The organism is Streptomyces sp. NPDC051133, from assembly GCF_040682635.1.
Classification (GTDB): Bacteria; Actinomycetota; Actinomycetes; order Streptomycetales; family Streptomycetaceae; genus Streptomyces.
Map to the genome: position 1 here is coordinate 299,727 of NZ_JBFBBK010000001.1, position 19,316 is coordinate 319,042.

At 72.9% G+C, this 19,316-nt stretch carries 15 protein-coding genes; 13 read left to right on the forward strand and 2 right to left on the reverse strand.

Annotation, left to right across the window (positions count from 1 at the left end; genetic code table 11):
• The first annotated feature begins 6 nt into the window (after positions 1–6).
• The 5 genes from AB0N17_RS01385 to AB0N17_RS01405 all read left to right on the forward strand — a co-directional run bounded on the left by AB0N17_RS01385 (position 7) and on the right by AB0N17_RS01405 (position 3,945).
• Entirely contained in the window at positions 7–930 is a 924-nt protein-coding gene (locus AB0N17_RS01385; protein WP_366009151.1) for an ABC transporter ATP-binding protein, read from the forward strand.
• The gene (locus AB0N17_RS01390; RefSeq protein ID WP_366008987.1) at positions 927–1,967 is read left to right on the forward strand and encodes an ABC transporter permease subunit; all 1,041 of its coding nucleotides are present in this window, start codon (positions 927–929) and stop codon (positions 1,965–1,967) included. The genes AB0N17_RS01385 and AB0N17_RS01390 overlap by 4 nt, the downstream gene beginning before the upstream one ends.
• Positions 1,968–2,090: 123 nt before the next feature.
• Positions 2,091–2,234, forward strand: coding sequence for a hypothetical protein (locus tag AB0N17_RS01395; RefSeq protein WP_366008988.1), 144 nt, complete (start codon positions 2,091–2,093; stop codon positions 2,232–2,234).
• An 887-nt stretch (positions 2,235–3,121) separates the two neighbouring features.
• Positions 3,122–3,544 carry an aspartate 1-decarboxylase gene (panD, locus tag AB0N17_RS01400; RefSeq protein ID WP_366008989.1) on the forward strand — a complete coding sequence of 141 codons (423 nt, stop codon included), beginning with the start codon at positions 3,122–3,124 and terminating at the stop codon, positions 3,542–3,544.
• Between the two features lie 56 nt (positions 3,545–3,600).
• On the forward strand, positions 3,601–3,945 hold the full coding sequence (locus tag AB0N17_RS01405; RefSeq protein ID WP_366008991.1) for a GNAT family N-acetyltransferase: 345 nt from the start codon (positions 3,601–3,603) through the stop codon (positions 3,943–3,945).
• Between the two features lie 541 nt (positions 3,946–4,486).
• On the opposite strand, the gene gndA is transcribed toward AB0N17_RS01405, so the two are convergent.
• Complete coding sequence (gene gndA / locus AB0N17_RS01410) at positions 4,487–5,926, reverse strand: NADP-dependent phosphogluconate dehydrogenase (protein WP_366008992.1); 1,440 nt, start codon at positions 5,924–5,926, stop codon at positions 4,487–4,489.
• Positions 5,927–6,198: 272 nt separating this feature from the next.
• Between gndA and AB0N17_RS01415 the strand changes: the two genes are divergently transcribed.
• A complete protein-coding gene (locus AB0N17_RS01415) occupies positions 6,199–7,359 on the forward strand; it encodes a transglycosylase family protein (protein ID WP_366008993.1) in 1,161 nt (386 codons plus the stop codon).
• On the opposite strand, the gene AB0N17_RS01420 is transcribed toward AB0N17_RS01415, so the two are convergent.
• Entirely contained in the window at positions 7,329–8,744 is a 1,416-nt protein-coding gene (locus AB0N17_RS01420) for a DMT family transporter (RefSeq protein WP_366008994.1), read from the reverse strand. The genes AB0N17_RS01415 and AB0N17_RS01420 overlap by 31 nt on opposite strands.
• A gap of 345 nt (positions 8,745–9,089) precedes the next feature.
• Here AB0N17_RS01420 and AB0N17_RS01425 point away from each other — a divergent pair, with 345 nt between their 5' ends.
• From AB0N17_RS01425 to AB0N17_RS01455, 7 genes are all read left to right on the forward strand, one after another.
• Entirely contained in the window at positions 9,090–9,830 is a 741-nt protein-coding gene (locus AB0N17_RS01425) for a (2Fe-2S)-binding protein (RefSeq protein ID WP_366009152.1), read from the forward strand.
• Between the two features lie 41 nt (positions 9,831–9,871).
• The gene (gene glgA / locus AB0N17_RS01430) at positions 9,872–11,023 is read left to right on the forward strand and encodes a glycogen synthase (RefSeq protein ID WP_366008995.1); all 1,152 of its coding nucleotides are present in this window, start codon (positions 9,872–9,874) and stop codon (positions 11,021–11,023) included.
• A 51-nt stretch (positions 11,024–11,074) separates the two neighbouring features.
• Positions 11,075–12,295, forward strand: coding sequence for a glucose-1-phosphate adenylyltransferase (gene glgC / locus AB0N17_RS01435; protein ID WP_366008996.1), 1,221 nt, complete (start codon positions 11,075–11,077; stop codon positions 12,293–12,295).
• A gap of 15 nt (positions 12,296–12,310) precedes the next feature.
• Complete coding sequence (locus tag AB0N17_RS01440) at positions 12,311–12,625, forward strand: hypothetical protein (protein WP_366008997.1); 315 nt, start codon at positions 12,311–12,313, stop codon at positions 12,623–12,625.
• A gap of 305 nt (positions 12,626–12,930) precedes the next feature.
• Positions 12,931–15,252, forward strand: coding sequence for a GH92 family glycosyl hydrolase (locus AB0N17_RS01445; protein WP_366008998.1), 2,322 nt, complete (start codon positions 12,931–12,933; stop codon positions 15,250–15,252).
• 147 nt (positions 15,253–15,399) lie between these two features.
• A complete protein-coding gene (locus tag AB0N17_RS01450) occupies positions 15,400–16,731 on the forward strand; it encodes a wax ester/triacylglycerol synthase family O-acyltransferase (protein ID WP_366009153.1) in 1,332 nt (443 codons plus the stop codon).
• A gap of 1,050 nt (positions 16,732–17,781) precedes the next feature.
• Positions 17,782–19,293, forward strand: coding sequence for an SDR family NAD(P)-dependent oxidoreductase (locus AB0N17_RS01455; protein WP_366008999.1), 1,512 nt, complete (start codon positions 17,782–17,784; stop codon positions 19,291–19,293).
• Positions 19,294–19,316 lie beyond the last annotated feature (23 nt).

Below are 19,316 nucleotides of genomic sequence, written 5' to 3' on the forward strand. Positions count from 1 at the left end.
ATCGCCATGCCCGAGGACGCGGGCCCACCCGCGCTCCTCGCCACCGCGCTCGGCCGCAAGTACCGGCGCGGCTGGGCGCTGCGGGACTGCACCTTCCGCATCCCCGCGGGCACCGTGTGCGCCCTGGTGGGACCCAACGGTGCCGGGAAGACGACCTTGATGTCCATGGTCGCGGACCTGCTGTCCCCGACCACTGGCCAGGTGGCTGTCTCCGGGCGGACACCGCGGCAGGCCGCCGCCGAAGGACGCGTCGCTTTCCTCGCCCAGGACAAGCCCCTCTACCCGCGTTTCACGGTCGCGGAGATGCTGCGCATGGGGCGCGAGCTGAATCCGGGCTGGGACCAGGCCGGCGCCGAGCAAATTGTCGCGGCCGGTGACATTCCGCTGCCCGCGCGCGTCAACAGTCTCTCCGGAGGCCAGCGCACCCGGGTCGCGCTCGCCATGGCCTTCGGCAAACGGCCCGATCTGCTGCTCCTGGACGAGCCGATGTCCGATCTCGACCCCCTGGTGCGCCACGAGATGATGCGCATGCTGTCGACCGAGGCGGCCGAGCGCGGCACCACCGTGCTCATGTCCTCGCACATGGTCGCCGAGATGGAAGGCGTCTGCGACTGGGTCCTGACCATCACCGGCGGGCGGGTACGCCTGGCAGGTGACGCGGACCAACTCATCGCCGCCCACGTCTACGTCACCGCCGCTCACGCCGGTGACGCCCTGCCCGGCGAACTCGCCGCGCACATGGTGGTGGAGGCACGCACCGGCGGTCGTCAACTCACCGCGCTCATACGCCCCGCGGGCCCGCTGCCGCCGCATTGGAACGTGCGCCGACCCACCCTGGAAGAGATGATCTTGTCGTATCTACGCTGTCCCGAAGCGCCACCGCTGCTGACCGCGGACGCCTGTGGCGGTCCCGAGGCGGCGGCCTCGTGAGCGCCACCACCACCGTTCCCTCTCCGAAGCGCACCGCGGCCGCCGGCGGAGCACGGCAGCGGGGCGTCCTGCACGGCGTGACGTGGTTGGTGTGGCGCCAGCACCGAGTCCCGATCATCGGCGGCGCCGTGTTCCTCGTGGCGGTCGCAGCCGCCGTGGCCGAGCAGCACTCGGGGATGGTCACCTTCATCCGGACCAACCACCTGGCCGGCTGTACGGCCTCCGCCGGCTCCGCGCACTGTGCCGCGGTGACCGCCAAGATCAGGGAGTTCAGCGGCCTCTACGAGAGCAACTTCAACCACGCCTCGGTCCTCGCCGGGCAGATTCCGCTGGTCATCGGCGTCTTCTTCGGTGCTCCCCTGCTCGCTCGCGAGTTGGAGAGCGGCACCTACCGCCTCGCCTGGACACAGTCGGTCACTCGTACCCGCTGGGTGCTGGCCAAGCTCTGCTTCCCCATGGCCTTGATCGCCCTCGCCACCGCCACCCTCAGCTTTCTGTGGGACTGGTGGTGGCGTGCCGAGGGCTCCTTGTTCAACACGGTCCGCTGGCAGGACGGTGTCCCCTTCGACCTCATCGGAGCGGCACCCGTTGCGCTCTCCGTCCTGGCGCTGACAGTGGGTGCCGCGCTCGGCCTGCTCCTGCGCCGCACCGTGACGGCCATGCTCGGCACGTTCGTCATCACCGGCCTTCTGGAATACGCCACCAGTCAAATCCGGCCCTACCTCGGGCCGACCTCCATGGCCGTATCCCGGAACCCGCTCGTCACGCCCGAAACCAGCGCCAACGCGTGGGTGACCCGGAGCGGCTACGTCACGAGTTCCGGAGCCTCCCTGCCCGACATAACCTGCTCATTCCAGGGCGAAAAGGCACCAACCGGCTGCTATCGGGCACACGACATCACTGGACAGTTCGTCCGCTTCCATCCGGCCGGTCAGATGTGGTCGCTCAACTGGGCCGAAGCCGGAGTGTGCCTCGCGGCGGCCGCCGCGCTGGCGGCCTGGATGGTCTGGCGAGTCTCCCGCCGTCCCCTGGTGTGACCACGACGCTCCGTACAGCCACGGCGCTTGGCGATCCCGGGCTGCCGGCTCTCCCGAACAACCACCCCTGAGACATCAACGACGCAGCCGGCAAGGTCGGCTCCGCGCAGCAAGGAGTCCACCGTGAACACCCTTCCGCCCGCCCCGTTCCTTATCGCCATGGAAGAACAGCGGATCCCGCCCGCGCTGCTCGTCATAGGCGCCCTCGTCATCGTCGCAGCCGCCATCGCCGTCATCCGCGTCGTGAAACGTCAGCGCCAGCGGTAGCGGGCATGCCGGTCGGCGCCGCGGGCCCGGACGTCCCGCCCTCATGACCGTCGCGGTGGCGCCGTTGCCTTCGGTGGGTGGGCGCACGGTGGTGCAGCTGATCAGGACGTCGTCGAGGCAGTCGACCTCTAGGCGGTTGCGGCACGTCATGGGCTGAGTCAGAGCCGGATCGAGCCCCGAGCCCGGTAGTTCTCGAGGGCGTTGATCGTCCGCATGACCTCGTTTCTGCGGCCGTAGATCGCCTTGTCGAAGCCGGCGGGCCGCCGATTCTGGAACAGTCAGCGCAGCGCGCCGCCAGCTCGGCAGCGAGCCGTGACGGCCCCCTTCTCCTGCGCCAGCTCGCGGAGGGAATCCCGCTTATCTGTCGGCGCACCGAGTACGAGAGGATCTGGCTACCACCTCGCTTGGCCGCGGGTGTCTGGTTGTGCTGTCGTGATCCGCCCCGATCTGCTGGAAGCCCTGGCTGAACGGGCGTCCGCAACCGTTGTCATCCGAGACTTTGCCAACGCGCCTTGGGCATGGCGAAGAGGGGAAATGACGTGGGAGCGCTCGGTCGTGCGGTGGAGGAGCGTGCTGGTCGGCCCTGGTCCTCTACTTCACCGCCGCTGCCCCGGTTAGCAACTTGCTCTGGACCCCTCGACTTACCTGATGACTCATCAGGTGAGTCAGCATCCCATCAGCATTGGACCGGGGCAGTCTTCCGTACGTGTTCCTGGTCGATGGCTTCGCGGCAGCTTGATTCGCGCAGAATCGCGCAGGTGAGAAGCCTGCTCGCCGCGGCGCACGATGTTCCGGAAGGTCTTCGAGTCGAAGGCATGCCGATGTACAGTAAAGGACGCCCTTGACCTGCAGAAAGCAGGCAGGGAGCCGTCATCTAGGAGTCCATAGTGCTGCGCACCATGTTCAAGTCCAAGATCCACCGCGCCACCGTCACCCAGGCCGACCTGCACTACGTGGGATCGGTGACCATCGACGCCGATCTCCTCGACGCCGCCGACCTGCTGCCGGGCGAGCTCGTGCACATCGTCGACATCACCAACGGCGCCCGGCTGGAGACGTACGTCATCGAGGGTGAGCGCGGGTCCGGGGTCATCGGGATCAACGGGGCGGCCGCCCATCTCGTGCACCCCGGCGACCTGGTGATCATCATCAGCTACGCTCAGGTCACCGATGCCGAGGCACGTGAGCTGAAGCCCCGGGTCGTGCATGTCGACGGGGACAACCGGATCGTGTCCCTCGGCGCCGACCCGTCCGCGCCGGTGCCCGGCACCGACCAGCGGCGCAGCCCGCAGGCCGTACCCGTGGCCTGACCGGCGGGCCGGCCGGCGGTCGGACGACAGGTACCAGGACCAGGAGCGTGCGAGCCATGAGCGAGATCGAGATCCGCGACGACCGGGCGGCGGGCCGCCTGGAGGCCCTCGGCGAGGGCGAGGTGGCCGGCCGCATCGAGTACTTCGTGCTGGAGGCGCCCGCGCGCGCCCTGGTCCCGGTGCACACCATCGTCGAGCCCGCCCACGAGGGGAAGGGCATCGCCGGTTCGCTCGCCCGCGAGCTGTACGCCCTCGCCGCGCGCGAGGGCGTCCCGGTGGCCCCGCTGTGCCCGTACGTCGTGAAGTGGGCCGAGCGTCATCCCGACGTGGCCCCGGTGGCCGACCCCGTCCTCCTGGAGGCCGCCAAGGACTGGCTGCGGGCGCACCCCGGCCGGTTCTGAGGGGCGGGGTCGCACGGGGCCTCGTTCGGGTGAGTGGCCGGGCGGCCGTCGGGTAGGCGGGGGAGTAGTCAGAGGCGACGTCCCGCGACTGCCCGGAGGACACGATGACGAACCCGCACCCCGATCCCGTACCCCCGGGCCCCGCACCGGAGCCGCCGGCGCCGACCCCGCCGGACCCGTACCCGAGCCCGGTCCCGACGCCGGAACCCGGCCCCCAGCCGACGCCGCCCGCGCCCGGCCCCGATCCGACGCCGCCCCCGGCACCCCCGGCCCCGGGCCCGCCGGAGCCCTCACCGTCCCCGATCCCGCCGGGCCCGGAACCCGTCCCGAACCCTGAGCCGGGTCCTCCGCTCACCTGATGTCCCCGGCCGGGGAGGAGAGTCCCCGGCCGGGAGGAGAGCGGGGGCGCGGCGACCGTCGTGCCCGGCGCCGGTCGCACCCGGGCGTGGCGCCGGTGCGCCCGCCGGTCCGCGCAGCAGGGCAGGCAGGAGGGCGGGAGCCCGTTCCCCCGGCTCCGCCGCGTCCCGGAGGCCCGCCGGAGCTACGCGGAGACCTCGGACCGGTCCCCGCCCCACAGCGTGTGGTACGAACCGTCCCGGTCCGTCCGCCGGTACGTGTGCGCGCCGAAGAAGTCCCGCTGCCCCTGCGTCAGGGCCGCCGGCAGCCGTTCGGCGCGCAGCGCGTCGTAGTACGCCAGCGCCGCCGCGAAGCCCGGCGTCGGCACGCCCTGCCGCGTCGCCGCGATCAGCACCTCGCGCCAGTCGTCCTGCGCCTCGGCGATCTCGCGTGCGAACGTCTCGTCCGACAGCAGGCTCGGCAGATCGGGCCGGGCGTCGTACGCGGCGCGGATGCGGTCCAGGAAGGCCGCGCGGATGATGCAGCCGCCCCGCCAGATCGAGGACACGGCACCGAGGTCGATGTCCCAGCCGTACTCCTCGCTGCCCGCGGCGATCTCGTGGAAGCCCTGCGTGTACGAAACGATCTTGGACGCGTACAGCGCCTGCTCCACCCGGTCCGCGAAGGCCCCCGCCTCCGACTCGCCGAGCGGAGCCGGCTTCGGCCCGGCCAGCCCGCGGGACGCCTCCCGCAGGGCCGCGTGGCCGGACAGGGAGCGGGCGAAGACCGCCTCCGCGATACCGGACACCGGGACGCCGAGGTCGAGCGCGATCTGGACGGTCCAGCGGCCGGTGCCCTTCTGCTCGGCCTGGTCCACCACCACGTCCACGAAGGGCTCGCCGGTCGCCGCGTCCACGTGGGAGAGGACCTCGGCGGTGATCTCGATCAGGTAGGAGTCCAGCCGGCCCGTGTTCCAGGTGCGGAAGATGTCCGCGATCTGCGCCGGGGAGTAGCCGGCCACGTCGCGCAGCAGCTGGTACGCCTCGCCGATCAGCTGCATGTCGGCGTACTCGATGCCGTTGTGGACCATCTTCACGAAGTGCCCGGCACCGTCGGGACCGCAGTGCGTGACACAGGGGGCGCCGTCCGCCGCCTTCGCGGAGATCTTCTCCAGCATCGGGCCGAGGGACGCGTACGACTCCTTCGAACCGCCCGGCATGATGCTCGGTCCGTGCAGCGCGCCCTCCTCGCCGCCGGAGATGCCGGTGCCGACGAAGTGGATGCCCCGCTCGCGCAGCTCGCGCTCCCGGCGCCGGGTGTCCGCGAAGTGCGCGTTGCCACCGTCGATGATCATGTCGCCGGGCTCGAGGAGCGGGGCGAACTCCTCGATCACGGCGTCCGTCGGCTCGCCCGCCTTGACCATGATCACCAGGCGGCGCGGGCGCTCCAGGGCCGCGACGAACTCCTCGGCGGTCTCGGCCCCGACGAAGTCGCCCTCGCTCCCGAACTCCTCCACCAGCGCCTTCATGCGCGACGCCGTACGGTTGTGCACGGCGACGGTGTAGCCGTTGCGCGCGAAGTTCCGGGCGAGATTGCGGCCCATGACCGCCAGGCCCGTGACACCGATCTGCGCTGAAGTGCTCATACCGCCTGCTCCCTGGTTGCCTCGTGTCTACGGCTCCGTCAGTACGGGCCCTCGCCCATCCTGACGTGCCGTTCCGGCGAGCGCACATCCGACCCGCCAGGCATATATACGCGGCAACCGCGCCTTCGGCCTCAGTCTCCGCGGACCCGGACCAAGGAAAGCCCGATCCCGGCCACTTGGCGGCCGTAGGAGGCCGAATTTCCGTCTTGTCATGGCCTGTTCGCGGCGCTTAGCTTTGGCCACTCCTGACGCATGCCGAGGGGACATCGGACATGGCCGTACGCGGCCGGCATCGCCGGTACCAGCCGAACCGGATCAACCGCGCCTCACTCACCGTCACGGCGAGCGGCGCCGGCCTCGCGATCCCGCTGGTCGCCGCCGGCAGCGCCCACGCCGCCGACGCCTCCACCTGGAACAAGGTCGCCGCCTGCGAGTCCAGCGGCGACTGGAGCATCAACACGGGCAATGGCTACTACGGCGGCCTGCAGTTCACCCGGTCCACCTGGGAGGCCTACGGCGGCACCCGGTACGCGCCGCGCGCCGACCTCGCGAGCAGGTCCGAGCAGGTCGCCGTCGCCGAGCAGGTCCTCGACGGGCAGGGGCCGGGCGCCTGGCCGGTCTGCTCGGTGCGGGCCGGGCTCACCCGGGGCGGCGACAGCGACGGCCCGCACACCGAGAGCGCGGCGACGCGGCCCGCGAAGGAGGAGCACAAGAGCTCCGTGCGGGACGTGCGGCCGCAGACCACCCCGCAGTCCCGCGCCGGCCGGGCCGAGATGTACACGGTCGTGCACGGCGACACCCTCTCCGGCATCGCCGGCGACCACGACGTCCGGGGCGGCTGGCGCGCGCTCTACGCGGGCAACCGCTCCACGATCGGCGCCGATCCCGACCTGATCGTGCCCGGCCAGCGGCTCAGCCTGCGCACCACCGCGCCCACGCCCGGCCACCACCAGACCACGACCAAGTCCCCGAAGAAGAGGACGCCTTCGCAGGGGCACACCCCCACGCACCGGACCACGCCGGCCGGCCACTCGCTCGTCGCACCGGTGGACGCGCCCATCGGCACCGGCTACCACGTGGCCGGCTCGCACTGGTCCAAGGGCTACCACACCGGCGTCGACTTCCTCGTGCCGACCGGCACCTCGGTGAAGGCGGCGGCGGCCGGGCACGTGGTGGCCGCCGGATGGGGCGGCTCGTACGGCTACCAGGTGGTGATCCGGCACGCCGACGGCCGCTACACCCAGTACGGCCATCTGTCGGCGATCTCCGTCCGGGTCGGCCAGAGCGTCGGCGCGGGCGGGCGCATCGGCCGCTCGGGGGCCACCGGCAACGTGACGGGCCCGCATCTGCACTTCGAGGTGCGGACGGGGCCCGGGTTCGGCAGCGACGTCGACCCGCTCGCCTACCTGCGGGCCGGCGGCGTCAGGATCTGACGCACGTACCGGTCCAGGTCCGGCAGGAGGACGGGGACCCCGGCCGGCACCGGGGTGTACGACACCGCGAGCACCACGCCGGCCGCCGGCCCACCGGTGGCGGGGTTCTCCCCGGTGCCTGACGGCCGCGCCGCCGGCAGGTTCCGCACGGCTGCCTGCCCGGCCTCGGACTCCGCGGCCGGGCGCTGCTGCGGCAGGCCGGCGACGGGCCCCGCCGCGGACGGCGCAACGGTGACCGGCGCGGGCTCGGCGGTGGAAGCGGGAAGCGCGGTGGGCGCGGGGAGAGGGACGGGCGCGGCCCCCGTGACGCGCGCGGTGCTGACGGGCGCAGGGACCGCGAAGGGCGCCGGAACGACGGCCGGTTCGGGAGCGGCGGGGCGCGCGGGTACGAGGGCCGGTTCGGCGGTGACAACGGGCATCGGAGCGACGGCCGGTTCGGCCGTGGCAGCGGGTGCGGGTGCGGGTGCGGGTGCGGGTTCGGTGGCGGGCGGGGCGAGCGGTCCGGTCTCCGCCGGCGTGGGCACCGGCTCCACCGGCGTGGGCACCGCCTCCGCCGGGTCCCCGATCCGCTCCGTCGTCAGCATGATCAGGCCGCCCGCCGCGATCACTCCGCAGCCGAGGGCGAGCACGGTGCCCGTGCTGCCGTAGCGGAACGTCTCGCCGAACATCAGGATGCCGACCGCTGCCGCCAGCACCGGGTTGACCACGGTCAGGGTGGCCAGCGGGGCGGCGAGACCACCGCCCCGGTAGGACGCCTGGGACAGCAGGACACCGGCGACGGCGAACAGGGCGATCACCGCGAGCGAGGGCAGGTCGTCCAGGTCGATGCCGTGCGTCCAGTCGACGGCGACGGTCTTGGTGAACACCGACGACATGCCGAACGCGATGCCGGAGGCAGTGGCGAGCAGCACGCTGCGCACCGCGGGGTGCCGGTGCACGGCCCGGCCCGCCCCCGTCAGCGCGGCGACCGCCCCGCCGGTGACCAGCGCGACCACCACCCGGTGGGCGGCGTCGAGGGCGTGCGTGTCGGAGGAGCCGACCAGGGACAGCAGGACGGCGAGACCCAGGGTGGCCATGACGGCCCCGCGCCAGGCGGCCGCCCCGGCCCTGCGGCCGACGAACAGCGCCGCCATGGGCAGCGCGAAGACGATGGTGAGCGCGCCGAGCGGCTGGACGAGGCTGAGCGGGCCGTAGGCCAGTGCCACCACGTGCAGCACCCCGCCGAGGCCGTTGAGCGCCAGCGCCCCCCACCAGCCCGGCCGCCGCAGCGGCAGGTAGGACCGGTCCGGGCAGGACACCGCGACCTGCTCCTGCACGATCGCGCCGCCGGCGTAGGCGAGGGCGGACACGAACGACAGCAGCACGGACAACGCGAGGGCGCTCATCAGCGTCTCCTCTGCGTGAGGCGGGGGCCCTGAGCCCGGCGCGACGTACGGTCGGCTTCCATGGTCAACACTCTGCCCGTCCGCACTCTTCCCGTCGTCGTCCCTGAGCACGCAATGCGTCCTACTGCCGATGGAGTACACCGGCCGGGCGATCATCCCCTGGGCGGGTGACGCGGGAGGAACACCCGGGCGACCGGCCCCCGAACGGGCCTGATACCACTGCTGGTCGTGGAACCCGACTCCGATCCCCACCCCGATCCCCACCCCGATCCCCACGCCGATTCCCACCCCGATCCCCACCCGGTTTCCGAACCCGGGCTCGCCCCCGGCCTCGACCCCGGTCTCGTGCTGCTGCGCCCGCTCGGCGGCTTCTTCGTGCTGCGGACGGTCCCGCCCGCGGCCCCGGCCGCCGGCGCACCGGACACCGGGCGGCCGCCCACGCTCGCGCAGGCCTACGCACCGGTACCGGCCCGCGGCCGGCCGGATCCTCTGACGGCGCGTGTCACCACGGTCGCCGCCCGGCTGCGCACCGCCGAGCCGCGGGTCGCCGCGTCCGTCGCCCAGCTGGGACTGGCCGCCCGGCTGTGGTCGGTGGCCCTCGGCTGCGCCGTCCTGTACGGCCGGCTGCCCGACCTCGACCCGCGCCGCCTGCGCTGGGACACCCACGCGTCCGCCCCCGACGACCTGTTGCTCACCGAGCTGCGCCCCCGCCCCGCCGACGCGGCCGGCCTCGCCGACGCCGTGCTGCACGCCCACCTGGAGCCCCTGGCGCACGCGCTGAGCGCCCGCTACGGCCTCGCCGCCGGGCTGTCGTGGGGCAACGCCGGCTCCGCACTCGCCGGCGCGGCCCGCGAACTGGACCGCTGGGCCCGCGCCCACGGCCGCACCGACGCGGCCGCCCGCACCCGCGCCCTGACGGACGGACTCTTCGCACACCCCCTCCTGCGCACCACCGGCACCCGCGCCGGCACCGCCTTCCGCCGCCGCAGCTGCTGCCTGTACTACCGGGTGCCCGGCGGCGGGGTCTGCGGCGACTGCTGCTTCACCCGGCCGCCGCGCTCTTCCCCAGGGGCCGCATCTGGGTGACCATGAAAGGGATCTGCCGCCGAGACCCAGGGGGTTGCCGGGTGCGAGTGGGACTGCTGACCCGGGAGTACCCCCCGGACGTGTACGGCGGCGCCGGTGTCCATGTGGAGTTCCTCGCCCGCGAGTTGAGCTCCCTGGTGGACCTGGAGGTGCACTGCTGGGGCGAGGGCCGCGGCGTCGGCGTCGTACGCCACCGTCCCTGGCCCGTGCTCGACGGCTCCAACGACGCGCTGCGCACCTTCTCCGTGGACCTGTCCATCGCCGCCGCCCTCGAAGGCCGTGAACTCGTCCACTCCCACACCTGGTACGCGGGGCTCGCCGGCCACGTCGCCAAGCTGCTGTACGGCGTCCCGCACGTGGTGACCGCCCACTCCCTGGAGCCGCTGCGGCCCTGGAAGGCCGAGCAACTCGGCGGCGGATACGCCCTGTCGGGCTGGGCCGAGCGCACCGCGATCGAGGCCGCCGACGCGGTGATAGCGGTGTCCGGGGCCATGCGCGAGGACATCCTCCGCTGCTACCCGGCGCTCGACGCGGCCCGCGTCCACGTCGTGCACAACGGCATCGACACCCGCCTGTACCGCCCCGCCCAGGGCACGGACGCCCTCGTCCGGCAGGGCATCGACCCCGGCCGCCCGTACGTCCTCTTCGTCGGCCGGATCACAAGGCAGAAGGGCGTCCCCCATCTGCTGCGCGCGGTCCGGGACATCGACCCGGCGGCGCAGGTCGTGCTGTGCGCGGGCGCGCCCGACACCCCCGAGATCGACCGGGAGTTCCGGGAGCTGTTCGCGGAGCTGAGCCGGGTCCGCGCGGGCGTGTTCTGGATCCCGCAGATGCTGCCGCGCCCGGAGGTCGTCCAACTCCTCACGCACGCGGCGGTGTTCGTGTGCCCGTCGGTGTACGAGCCGCTCGGCATCGTCAACCTGGAGGCGATGGCCTGCGGCACGCCCGTCGTGGCCTCACGGGTCGGCGGGATCCCGGAGGTCGTGGACGACGGACGCACCGGCCTCCTCGTGGACCCGGGCGACGGATTCGAGGCGGGGCTCGCCCGGGCCCTGGACAGGGTCCTCGGCGATCCGCGGGCGGCCCGGGGGATGGGTGAGGCCGGACGGGAGCGTGCCGTCTCGGAGTTCGGCTGGGACACGGTGGCCCGGCGGACGGCCACCCTCTACGAGGAGGTCCGCAAGCAGGCGTAAGCCGTACCGGGCAGGGGCAGCCATGGTTCAACCAGGGTGAGGGGAGCGGCCATGCGTCGTGGAGGGCCTTCGGTACTCGGGATCGTACTGGCGGGCGGCGAGGGCAAGCGCCTGATGCCGCTCACCGCGGACCGCGCCAAACCCGCGGTCACCTTCGGCGGCACGTACCGCCTCGTCGACTTCGTCCTGTCCAACCTCGTCAACGCCGACGTGCTGCGCATCTGCGTGCTGACCCAGTACAAGTCGCACTCGCTGGACCGGCACATCACCACCACCTGGCGGATGTCCAGCCTGCTCGGCAACTACGTCACCCCCGTCCCGGCCCAGCAGCGGCTCGGCCCGCGCTGGTACCTGGGCAGCGCCGACGCGATCCTGCAGTCCCTGAACCTGATCCACGACGAACAGCCCGAGTACGTGGCGGTGTTCGGCGCCGACCACGTCTACCGCATGGACCCGCGGCAGATGCTCCGGCAGCACATCGAGGGCGGCGCGGGCGTGACGGTGGCCGGCATCCGGGTGCCCCGTGCCGAGTCCTCGTCCTTCGGGGTGATCACGCCGGGCTCGGACGGCCGCAGCGTCCAGCGCTTCCTGGAGAAGCCCGCCGATCCGCCGGGCCTGCCCGACGACCCCCAGTGCGTGTTCGCCTCCATGGGCAACTACATGTTCACCACCAAGGCCCTCGTCGAGGCGCTGCACCGGGACGCCGAGGACAGCCGGTCGGTGCACGACATGGGCGGCTCGATCCTGCCGCAGCTCACCGCGCGCGGGGAGGCCCAGCTGTACGACTTCAGCGACAACCACGTGCCCGGCGAGACCACCCGCGACCAGGGCTACTGGCGGGACGTGGGCACGCTGGACGCCTACTACGAGGCGCACATGGACCTCATCGCCGAGCGGCCCGCGTTCAACCTCTACAACCGGCAGTGGCCGGTCTACACGCACTCGTACCAGCTCTCCCCGGCCCGCTTCAACGCGGGCGGCATCGCGAGCGAGTCCATCATCAGCGCGGGCTGCCTGATCCGCGGTCAGGTCAGCCGGTCGGTCCTCTCCCCGGGGGTCCGGGTCGACCCCGGCGCGGTGGTGCAGGGCTCGGTGCTGCACGACAACGTGCGCATCGGTCGGGGCGCCGTGGTCCGCGGCGCGGTGCTGGACAAGAACGTGGAGGTCCCGCCCGGCGCGACGATCGGCGTCAACCCGGAACGGGACGCCGAGCTGTACACCGTCTCCAAGGGCGGGGTCATCGCCCTGGGCAAGGGCCGGCGGGTGCCCTAGGGATAGGGTGCCGGGATGCGGTGCTGGATATGCGGCTCCGGCCGGCTGAGCCCGGTCGGGCAGCTCACCTCGGGGGAGCGCTCGTTCGAGCGGTTGCGGCTGAAGTTCCGCCGGCCGGGCTTCCTCAAGCCCCAGCCGACGTTCGAGGCCGACTTCGCGCGGGCCTGCCGGGACTGCGGGGCCCTGATCCCGTTCCTGGGCGAGCGCGACCGGCGGGAACTGGACGCGACCGCCGACGACCTGACGGACGTCGAGGGCGCCCCGTCGCGCGCCGACGGGGCCCCCGGCCGGCCGGAACACGCCGGCCAGGGGGCACCTCCCCAGCCCTGACGGCACATGCCCCGGGCCCGGCGGCCGCCTCCCCGCCCTTGACGTCCCCCTCTCGGCCTCGGCCTCGGCGTCCCCGTTGCCGGCCTCGGCGAAGCCGGCCTGCGTCCGGGCGCGCACCCGGTCGCGCGCCCATCGCCCGCCCTCTGCCACGAGGGTTTTCCCGGCACGCTCCGGTGACCTTTGCCCCGCGGCTTCCGTTGCCTTGACGCGACGCGTTTCGCGTAATCCCTGAGGGATGCCCGGATTTGCGTCGTACGCCCTTCACGATGCAGGCAACGATGTCGAACCTTCGGAGGTCATCCGACATGAGAGGGACCCGGCGCACACGGCTGTGCCTGGCCGGGGTGATGGCAGCGTCCACGCTGTTCGCCCACCCCGCCGCACGGGCCGCCGAGCGGACCGACGGCCACCTCACCGACCTGGTCAACCCCTTCATCGGGAGCCAGGACGAGGGCAACACCTTCCCCGGCGCGACCGTGCCCTTCGGCATGGTGCAGCTCTCCCCGGACACCGGGCACATGACCGGTTACGACTACACGCAGAACCGTATCCGCGGTTTCTCCCTCGTCCACCTCTCGGGCGTCGGCTGCCGCATCGGCGGCGACCTGCCGGTGCTGCCCACCACGGGCGAGGTCACACAGACGGACGACGCCCAGTACGCGGCCGGCTTCTCGCACCAGGACGAGGAGGCGAGCCCCGGCTACTACCGCGTCGGCCTCTCCTCCGGCATCCGCGCCGAGCTGACCGCGACCGAACGCACCGGCGTGCAGCGCTACACCTTCCCCGCCACCGACAAGGCCAACGTCCTGCTGAACGCGGCCCAGTCGCTGCACAAGGGGGTCTCCAGCACGGTGGAGATCCTCGACGACCACACGGTGCGCACGGAGATCACCGGCCACGGCTTCTGCCGGGACACGGCCCCCTACACCGTCTACACGATCACCCGGTTCAGCCGGCCCTTCACCGCCTACGGCACCTGGGACGGCCCGGCCCTCGCGCCGGGCGCCCGCACCGGGCACGGCGGCGCCTACGTCCGCTTCGACACCACCTCACACCGCACCGTCGAGGCGACCACCGCGCTGAGTTACGTCGACTCGGGCGGCGCCGCCACGAACCTGCGCGCCGAGGGCGGGCGCTCCTTCGACGCCGTGCGCGAGCGGGCCCGCGCGGCCTGGGAGGCCCGGCTCGCCGGGGTGCGCGTCCAGGGCGGTACGCCCACGCTCCGCCGGACCTTCTACTCCTCGCTGTACCGGTCGTTCCTCGCCCCCAACCTCGGCGACGACGCCGACGGCCGCTACTTCGGCTGGGACCGCCGTACCCACCGCGCCAGGGGCTTCAGGTACTACCAGAACTGGTCGCTGTGGGACACCTACCGCACCCAGGTGCAGCTCCTCGCCCTGCTGGCGCCGCGCGAGGCACGGGACATGGCCCGGTCGGTGGTCGCGATCGACGAGGACGGCGGCTGGCTGCCCAAGTGGGGCTACGGCCCGGTCGAGACGAACGTCATGAGCGGCGACCCGGTCACCCCCTTCCTGACCACCGCTTACCAGATGGGCCTGCTCAGGGGATTCGAGGAGCGGACCTACCGGGCGCTGCGGAAGAACGCCGACGCCGTGCCGCCCGCCGAGTACATGGGCATCGGCCGGGAGGCCGACGCCGAGTACCTGGCGCACGGCTTCGCCCCGTACGACAAGGACCGCCCGCTGGCCAAGATGGGCGACTCCGACTACCACCACGGCGGCTCCGTCACCCTGGAGTACGCGCTCGCCGACGCCGTGCTCGCCCAGATGGCCCGCGGTCTCGGCCACACGGACGACGCCGCCCGCTACGCCGCCAGGTCGCGCAACTACCGGAACATCTTCGACCCGTCGACCGGCTTCTTCCGCTCCCGCGACGCCTCCGGCGCCTTCACCGGCCCGGCCGACCCCGCCCGCGGCACCGGCTTCCACGAGGGCTCCCCGTGGCAGTACCAGTGGCTGGTCCCGCAGGACCTGCCCGGCATGGTCGCGCTGATCGGCGGCAAGCGCGCGGCCAACGACCGGCTGGACACCTTCTTCGCCTACGACAAGCTGCTCGCCGACCCCGCGCGGACCGCCCGTGAGGTGTGGGTGCACGGCGACCCGTACGCCTACTACAACGCGGCGGTGTACAACCCGATGAACGAGCCCGACCTCATCGCGCCGTACACCTACCTCGCCACCGGCCAGCCCTGGAAGACCACCGACGTGGTGCACGCGGCGCTGACCCTGTTCACCGACGGTCCCACCGGCATGACCGGCAACGACGACCTCGGCACGATGTCCGCCTGGAACGTGCTGTCGTCCATCGGGCTGTTCCCGATCCAGCCCGGCTACGACACCTGGGGCCTGTCCACCCCCGTCTTCGACCGCGTCGACCTCACCCTGGACCGCCGCTACTGGCCGAGCGGCGGTCTGACGGTCACCGCGCCCGGCACCTCCGCCGCCGACCGCTACATCCAGGGCGTCCGCGCCGACGGCACGCCGCACGGGCGGACCTATCTGACGACGGGTGCGCTGCGCTCCCTGCGCTCGCTCGCGTTCACGGTCGGCCCGCGCCCGTCAGAGTGGGGTACGTCACCCGAGGCGGCGCAGCCCGTCCTGAGGTGACCTCACCTTTCACCTGGGTCCCGCCCCTTGTGTGAGGGGCGGGACTTAATCTGCTGTTAACTGAGCGTAGCCTGATCGTACTTGACCGTAATCAGCTCCCAGGGATTGACTGCAGATCCACCCTTCGTCGACGTGCGAGGCAAGCCCTTGACTTCCGACCTGCTCGCTCCCCTCGACCTCGCCTTCTGGAACATGGAGTCCGAGAGGCACCCCATGCACCTCGGGGCGCTCGGTGTCTTCGGCGCGCACTCGCCCACCGCCGGTGCCCACGCCGCCGACCTGCTCGCCGCCCGTGCCGCCGCGGTTCCCGGGCTGCGGCTGCGCATCCGCGACGTCTGGCAGCCGCTCGCCTTCGGCGGGGCCACCCGCGAGCCCGACCCCGACTTCGACCCGCTGAACCACGTACGGCTGCACGCCCCGACCGCCGACTTCCACGCGATCGCCGGGCGGCTGATGGAACGTCCGCTGGAGCGCGGCCGGCCGCCGTGGGAGGCGCATGTGCTGCCCGGCGAGGACGGGGTGTCCTTCGCGGTGCTGTTCAAGTTCCACCACGCACTCGCCGACGGGCTGCGCGCGCTGAAGCTCGCCGCGGGCGTCCTCGACCCGGTGGACCTGCCCGAGCGGGCGCCCCGGGCCCTGGAGCCGCCGAAGGCCCTGCTGCCCGACGTGCGCAGGCTCCCCGGGCTGATCCCCGGGCTGGTCAAGGGCGCGCTGTCCGACGTGGGCCGGGCCCTGGACATCGGTGCCTCGCTCGCCCGGTCCACCCTCGGCATGCGGCCGTCCTCGGCGCTGACCTCCGCCCCCAGCGGCACCCGCCGCACCGCCGGCGTCGTCCTCGACATCGACGACGTGCACCGCGTGCGCAAGAGTGTCGGCGGCACCGTGAACGACGTGCTCATCGCCGTCGTCGCCGGTGCGCTGCGCCGCTGGCTGGACGAACGCGGCGACGGCAGCAAGGGGGTCGCGCCCCGGGCCCTGATCCCCGTCTCGCGGCGCCGGCCGCGCACCGCCCACCCACAGGGCAACCGGCTCTCCGGGTACCTGATACGGCTCCCGGTGGACGAACCCGATCCGCTCCACCGCCTCGCCGGCGTGCGCACCGCGATGATCCGGAACAAGGACGCGGGGCCCAACCGGGGGGCCGGCGCGGTCGCGCTGCTCGCCGACCACGTCCCGGCCCTCGGCCACCGGCTCGGCGGGCCGCTCGTCGGCCAGGCGGCGCGGCTGTGGTTCGACATCCTCGTCACCAGCGTGCCGCTGCCGGGTCTGGGGCTGCGGCTCGGCGGACACGAGCTGAACGAGGTCTACCCGCTGGCGCCGCTCGCACCGGGCCAGGCGCTGGCGGTGGCGATCTCCACGTACCGCGGGCGCGTGCACTACGGGCTGGTCGCCGACGCGCAGGCGGTGCCGGACCTGGACGTGTTCGCGCGGGCGGTGACGGACGAGGTGGAGATGCTGCTGGAGATCTGCGACGCCTGAGGCCGGTCCTACGGCCGCCGGGGTCCCACCCGCACCCTTCACCGCCGGCTGCGGGTGGCCCCTCGCGGGCGCACGCCCACCGCTGGGGGCCTCCGGGCGGTACGGCTCGGGTGGGCTTCGCTTGCCGGGGTGGTGGGTGTCCGGCGGGGGGCTCCCTGTGCGCGCCGGTGGGTCATGAGCGGCAGGGAGCGGGCGGGTTTCGCTCGCCGGGGTGGTCGGTGTCCGGCGGGGGTGTGCTCCTTGTACGGGCGGACAGGTCCGGGGGCGGTGCGGCTCGGGTGGGCTTTGCTTGCGGGGGCGGCGGGTGTCCGGCGGAGGTGTGCTTCTTGTACGGGCCGACGGGTCCGGGGGGCGGTGGGTGTCCGGCGGGGCAGCGCGCCCCCTGCACGGGGCCCGCGGATCCGCGGGCCGGTGGTGAGTCGGAACGCGCGCCGGTGGTTCTTGTCGCCGGCGGCGGGGGTCTCCGAGGGGAGGCTTGCCGTCTGGGGCAGCCACTCTGTGGGTTGCCCAGCACCTGCAGCAGCCGGTCGGTGGGGAGGACCGCTGTCTGGGACAGCCGCTCCGCGTGACGGACCGCCGTCTGCGGCAGTCGGGCTGTGACGGGATTCACCGTCGGCGCGGGTGGCCGTGGCCGTCGGTGGAGTGGTGGGCCCGTGGGCCGCGCCGACGGCGGGTGGGAGCGGGGTGTGCCGTCGGGGGCCCGTCCGCAGGGAGCTGGGCGGCGTCGGTGGCTGGTGGGCCCGGGGGTGTGGCAGGGGAGCGGTGTGAGGGGATTCGTCGTTGGGTGCAGGTGGCCGCCGTGGGAGCCCGCCGCACCCGGCGGCAGCCTGTCCTGACGCCGCTTCCGTCGTCGGGGGGCGGGTGCCGCCGGGGCGACGCCCGGCTTCGGCGACGGTCGGGCCGGGGCGGGTTTCCTCGTCGGCGCGCGCGGGCCGGGGGTGTGGAGATGGGACGGGTTTGGCGGGGGGTCTGTGGGCTCCGTAGAATTCCGCGTTCGAAAGCGGGCGCGAGTCGGAGCGCTGCGCGGGTGATCAGGGAAGCGGCAGCGCGATGACGGTGACAGAGGACGGCTCCATGGCCCCCATGGCCTCCATGACCACGGACGAGGTGGTCTACGGGCCGGGCATCGACCCCGAGCGCCTGGCCGTCTGCCTGAGCGTGCTCGAGGAGCTGGACGGCCTGGAGGTCGACCACCCGGACGCGATCACGGTCCGCCGGGCCACCTCGGCCATCTACCGCACGGTCAAGCAGCGCCGCCGCCAGGAGCGCCGGGCCGCCAAGACCGCGCACGACAAGGCGGTCACCGAGGCCACCGCCACCGGCTCCGCCGAGCGCATCGACGACGAGACCGAGGGCATCCTGCCCTCCTCCAAGGTCGAGGAGGGCCGGATCGCGGGCATACTCCAGCGCCCCCGCTCCTGCTACACCTGCAAGCAGCGCTACGTCGAGGTCGACTACTTCTACCACCAGCTCTGCCAGAAGTGCGCCGCCGAGAACCGCACCAAGCGGGACGCCCGCGCCGACCTCACCGGCAAGCGCGCCCTGCTCACCGGCGGCCGCGCCAAGATCGGCATGTACATCGCGCTGCGCCTGCTCCGCGACGGCGCCCACACGACCATCACCACCCGCTTCCCCAAGGACGCCATCCGCCGGTTCAAGGCGATGGAGGACTCCGCGGACTGGATCCACCGCCTGGAGGTCGTCGGCATCGACCTGCGCGACCCGGCGCAGGCCGTGGCGCTGGCCGAGCAGGTCACCGCGGCGGGTCCGCTCGACATCCTGATCAACAACGCGACGCAGACCGTGCGCCGCCTGCCCTCCGCCTACGCGGCACTCGTGGAGGGCGAGAGCGCCCCGCTGCCCGCCGGTGAGCTCCCCCCGCACCACGTCATCGGCGCCTTCAACTCCGGCGCCGTCGACGGCATCGCCGCCCTGCCCGTCGGCACCAGCGGACTGGACGCGCAGAAGGTCGCCGACCTCGCCCTCGTCGCGGGCAACGCCAGCATCGCCCGCCACATCGACGGCACCGCCATCGACGCCGGCGGTCTCGTCCCCGACGTCGTCGACACCAACACCTGGGTGCAGACCATCGACCAGATCTCCCCGGTCGAGCTGCTCGAGACCCAGCTGTGCAACTACACGTCCCCGTTCATCCTGATCAGCGCCCTGCGCCCGGCGATGGCGGACGCCGCGAAGAAGGCCGCCAGCGGCCGTGCCTACGTCGTCAACGTCTCCGCGATGGAGGGCGTCTTCAGCCGCGGCTACAAGGGCGCCGGGCACCCGAACACCAATGCCGCGAAGGCGGCCATGAACATGGTCACCCGGACCAGCGCCGACGAGATGTTCGAGTCGGACGGCATCCTCATGACCTCCGTCGACACCGGCTGGATCACCGACGAGCGTCCGCACTACGACAAGCTGCGCCTCGCAGAAGCCGGCTTCCACGCCCCCCTCGACCTGGTCGACGGCGCCGCCCGCGTCTACGACCCGATCGTGCGCGGCGAGGCCGGCGAGGACCTGTACGGCGTCTTCATGAAGGACTACGCGCCCGGCAAGTGGTGACCGCCGCGAACGCCGTGGCCGGT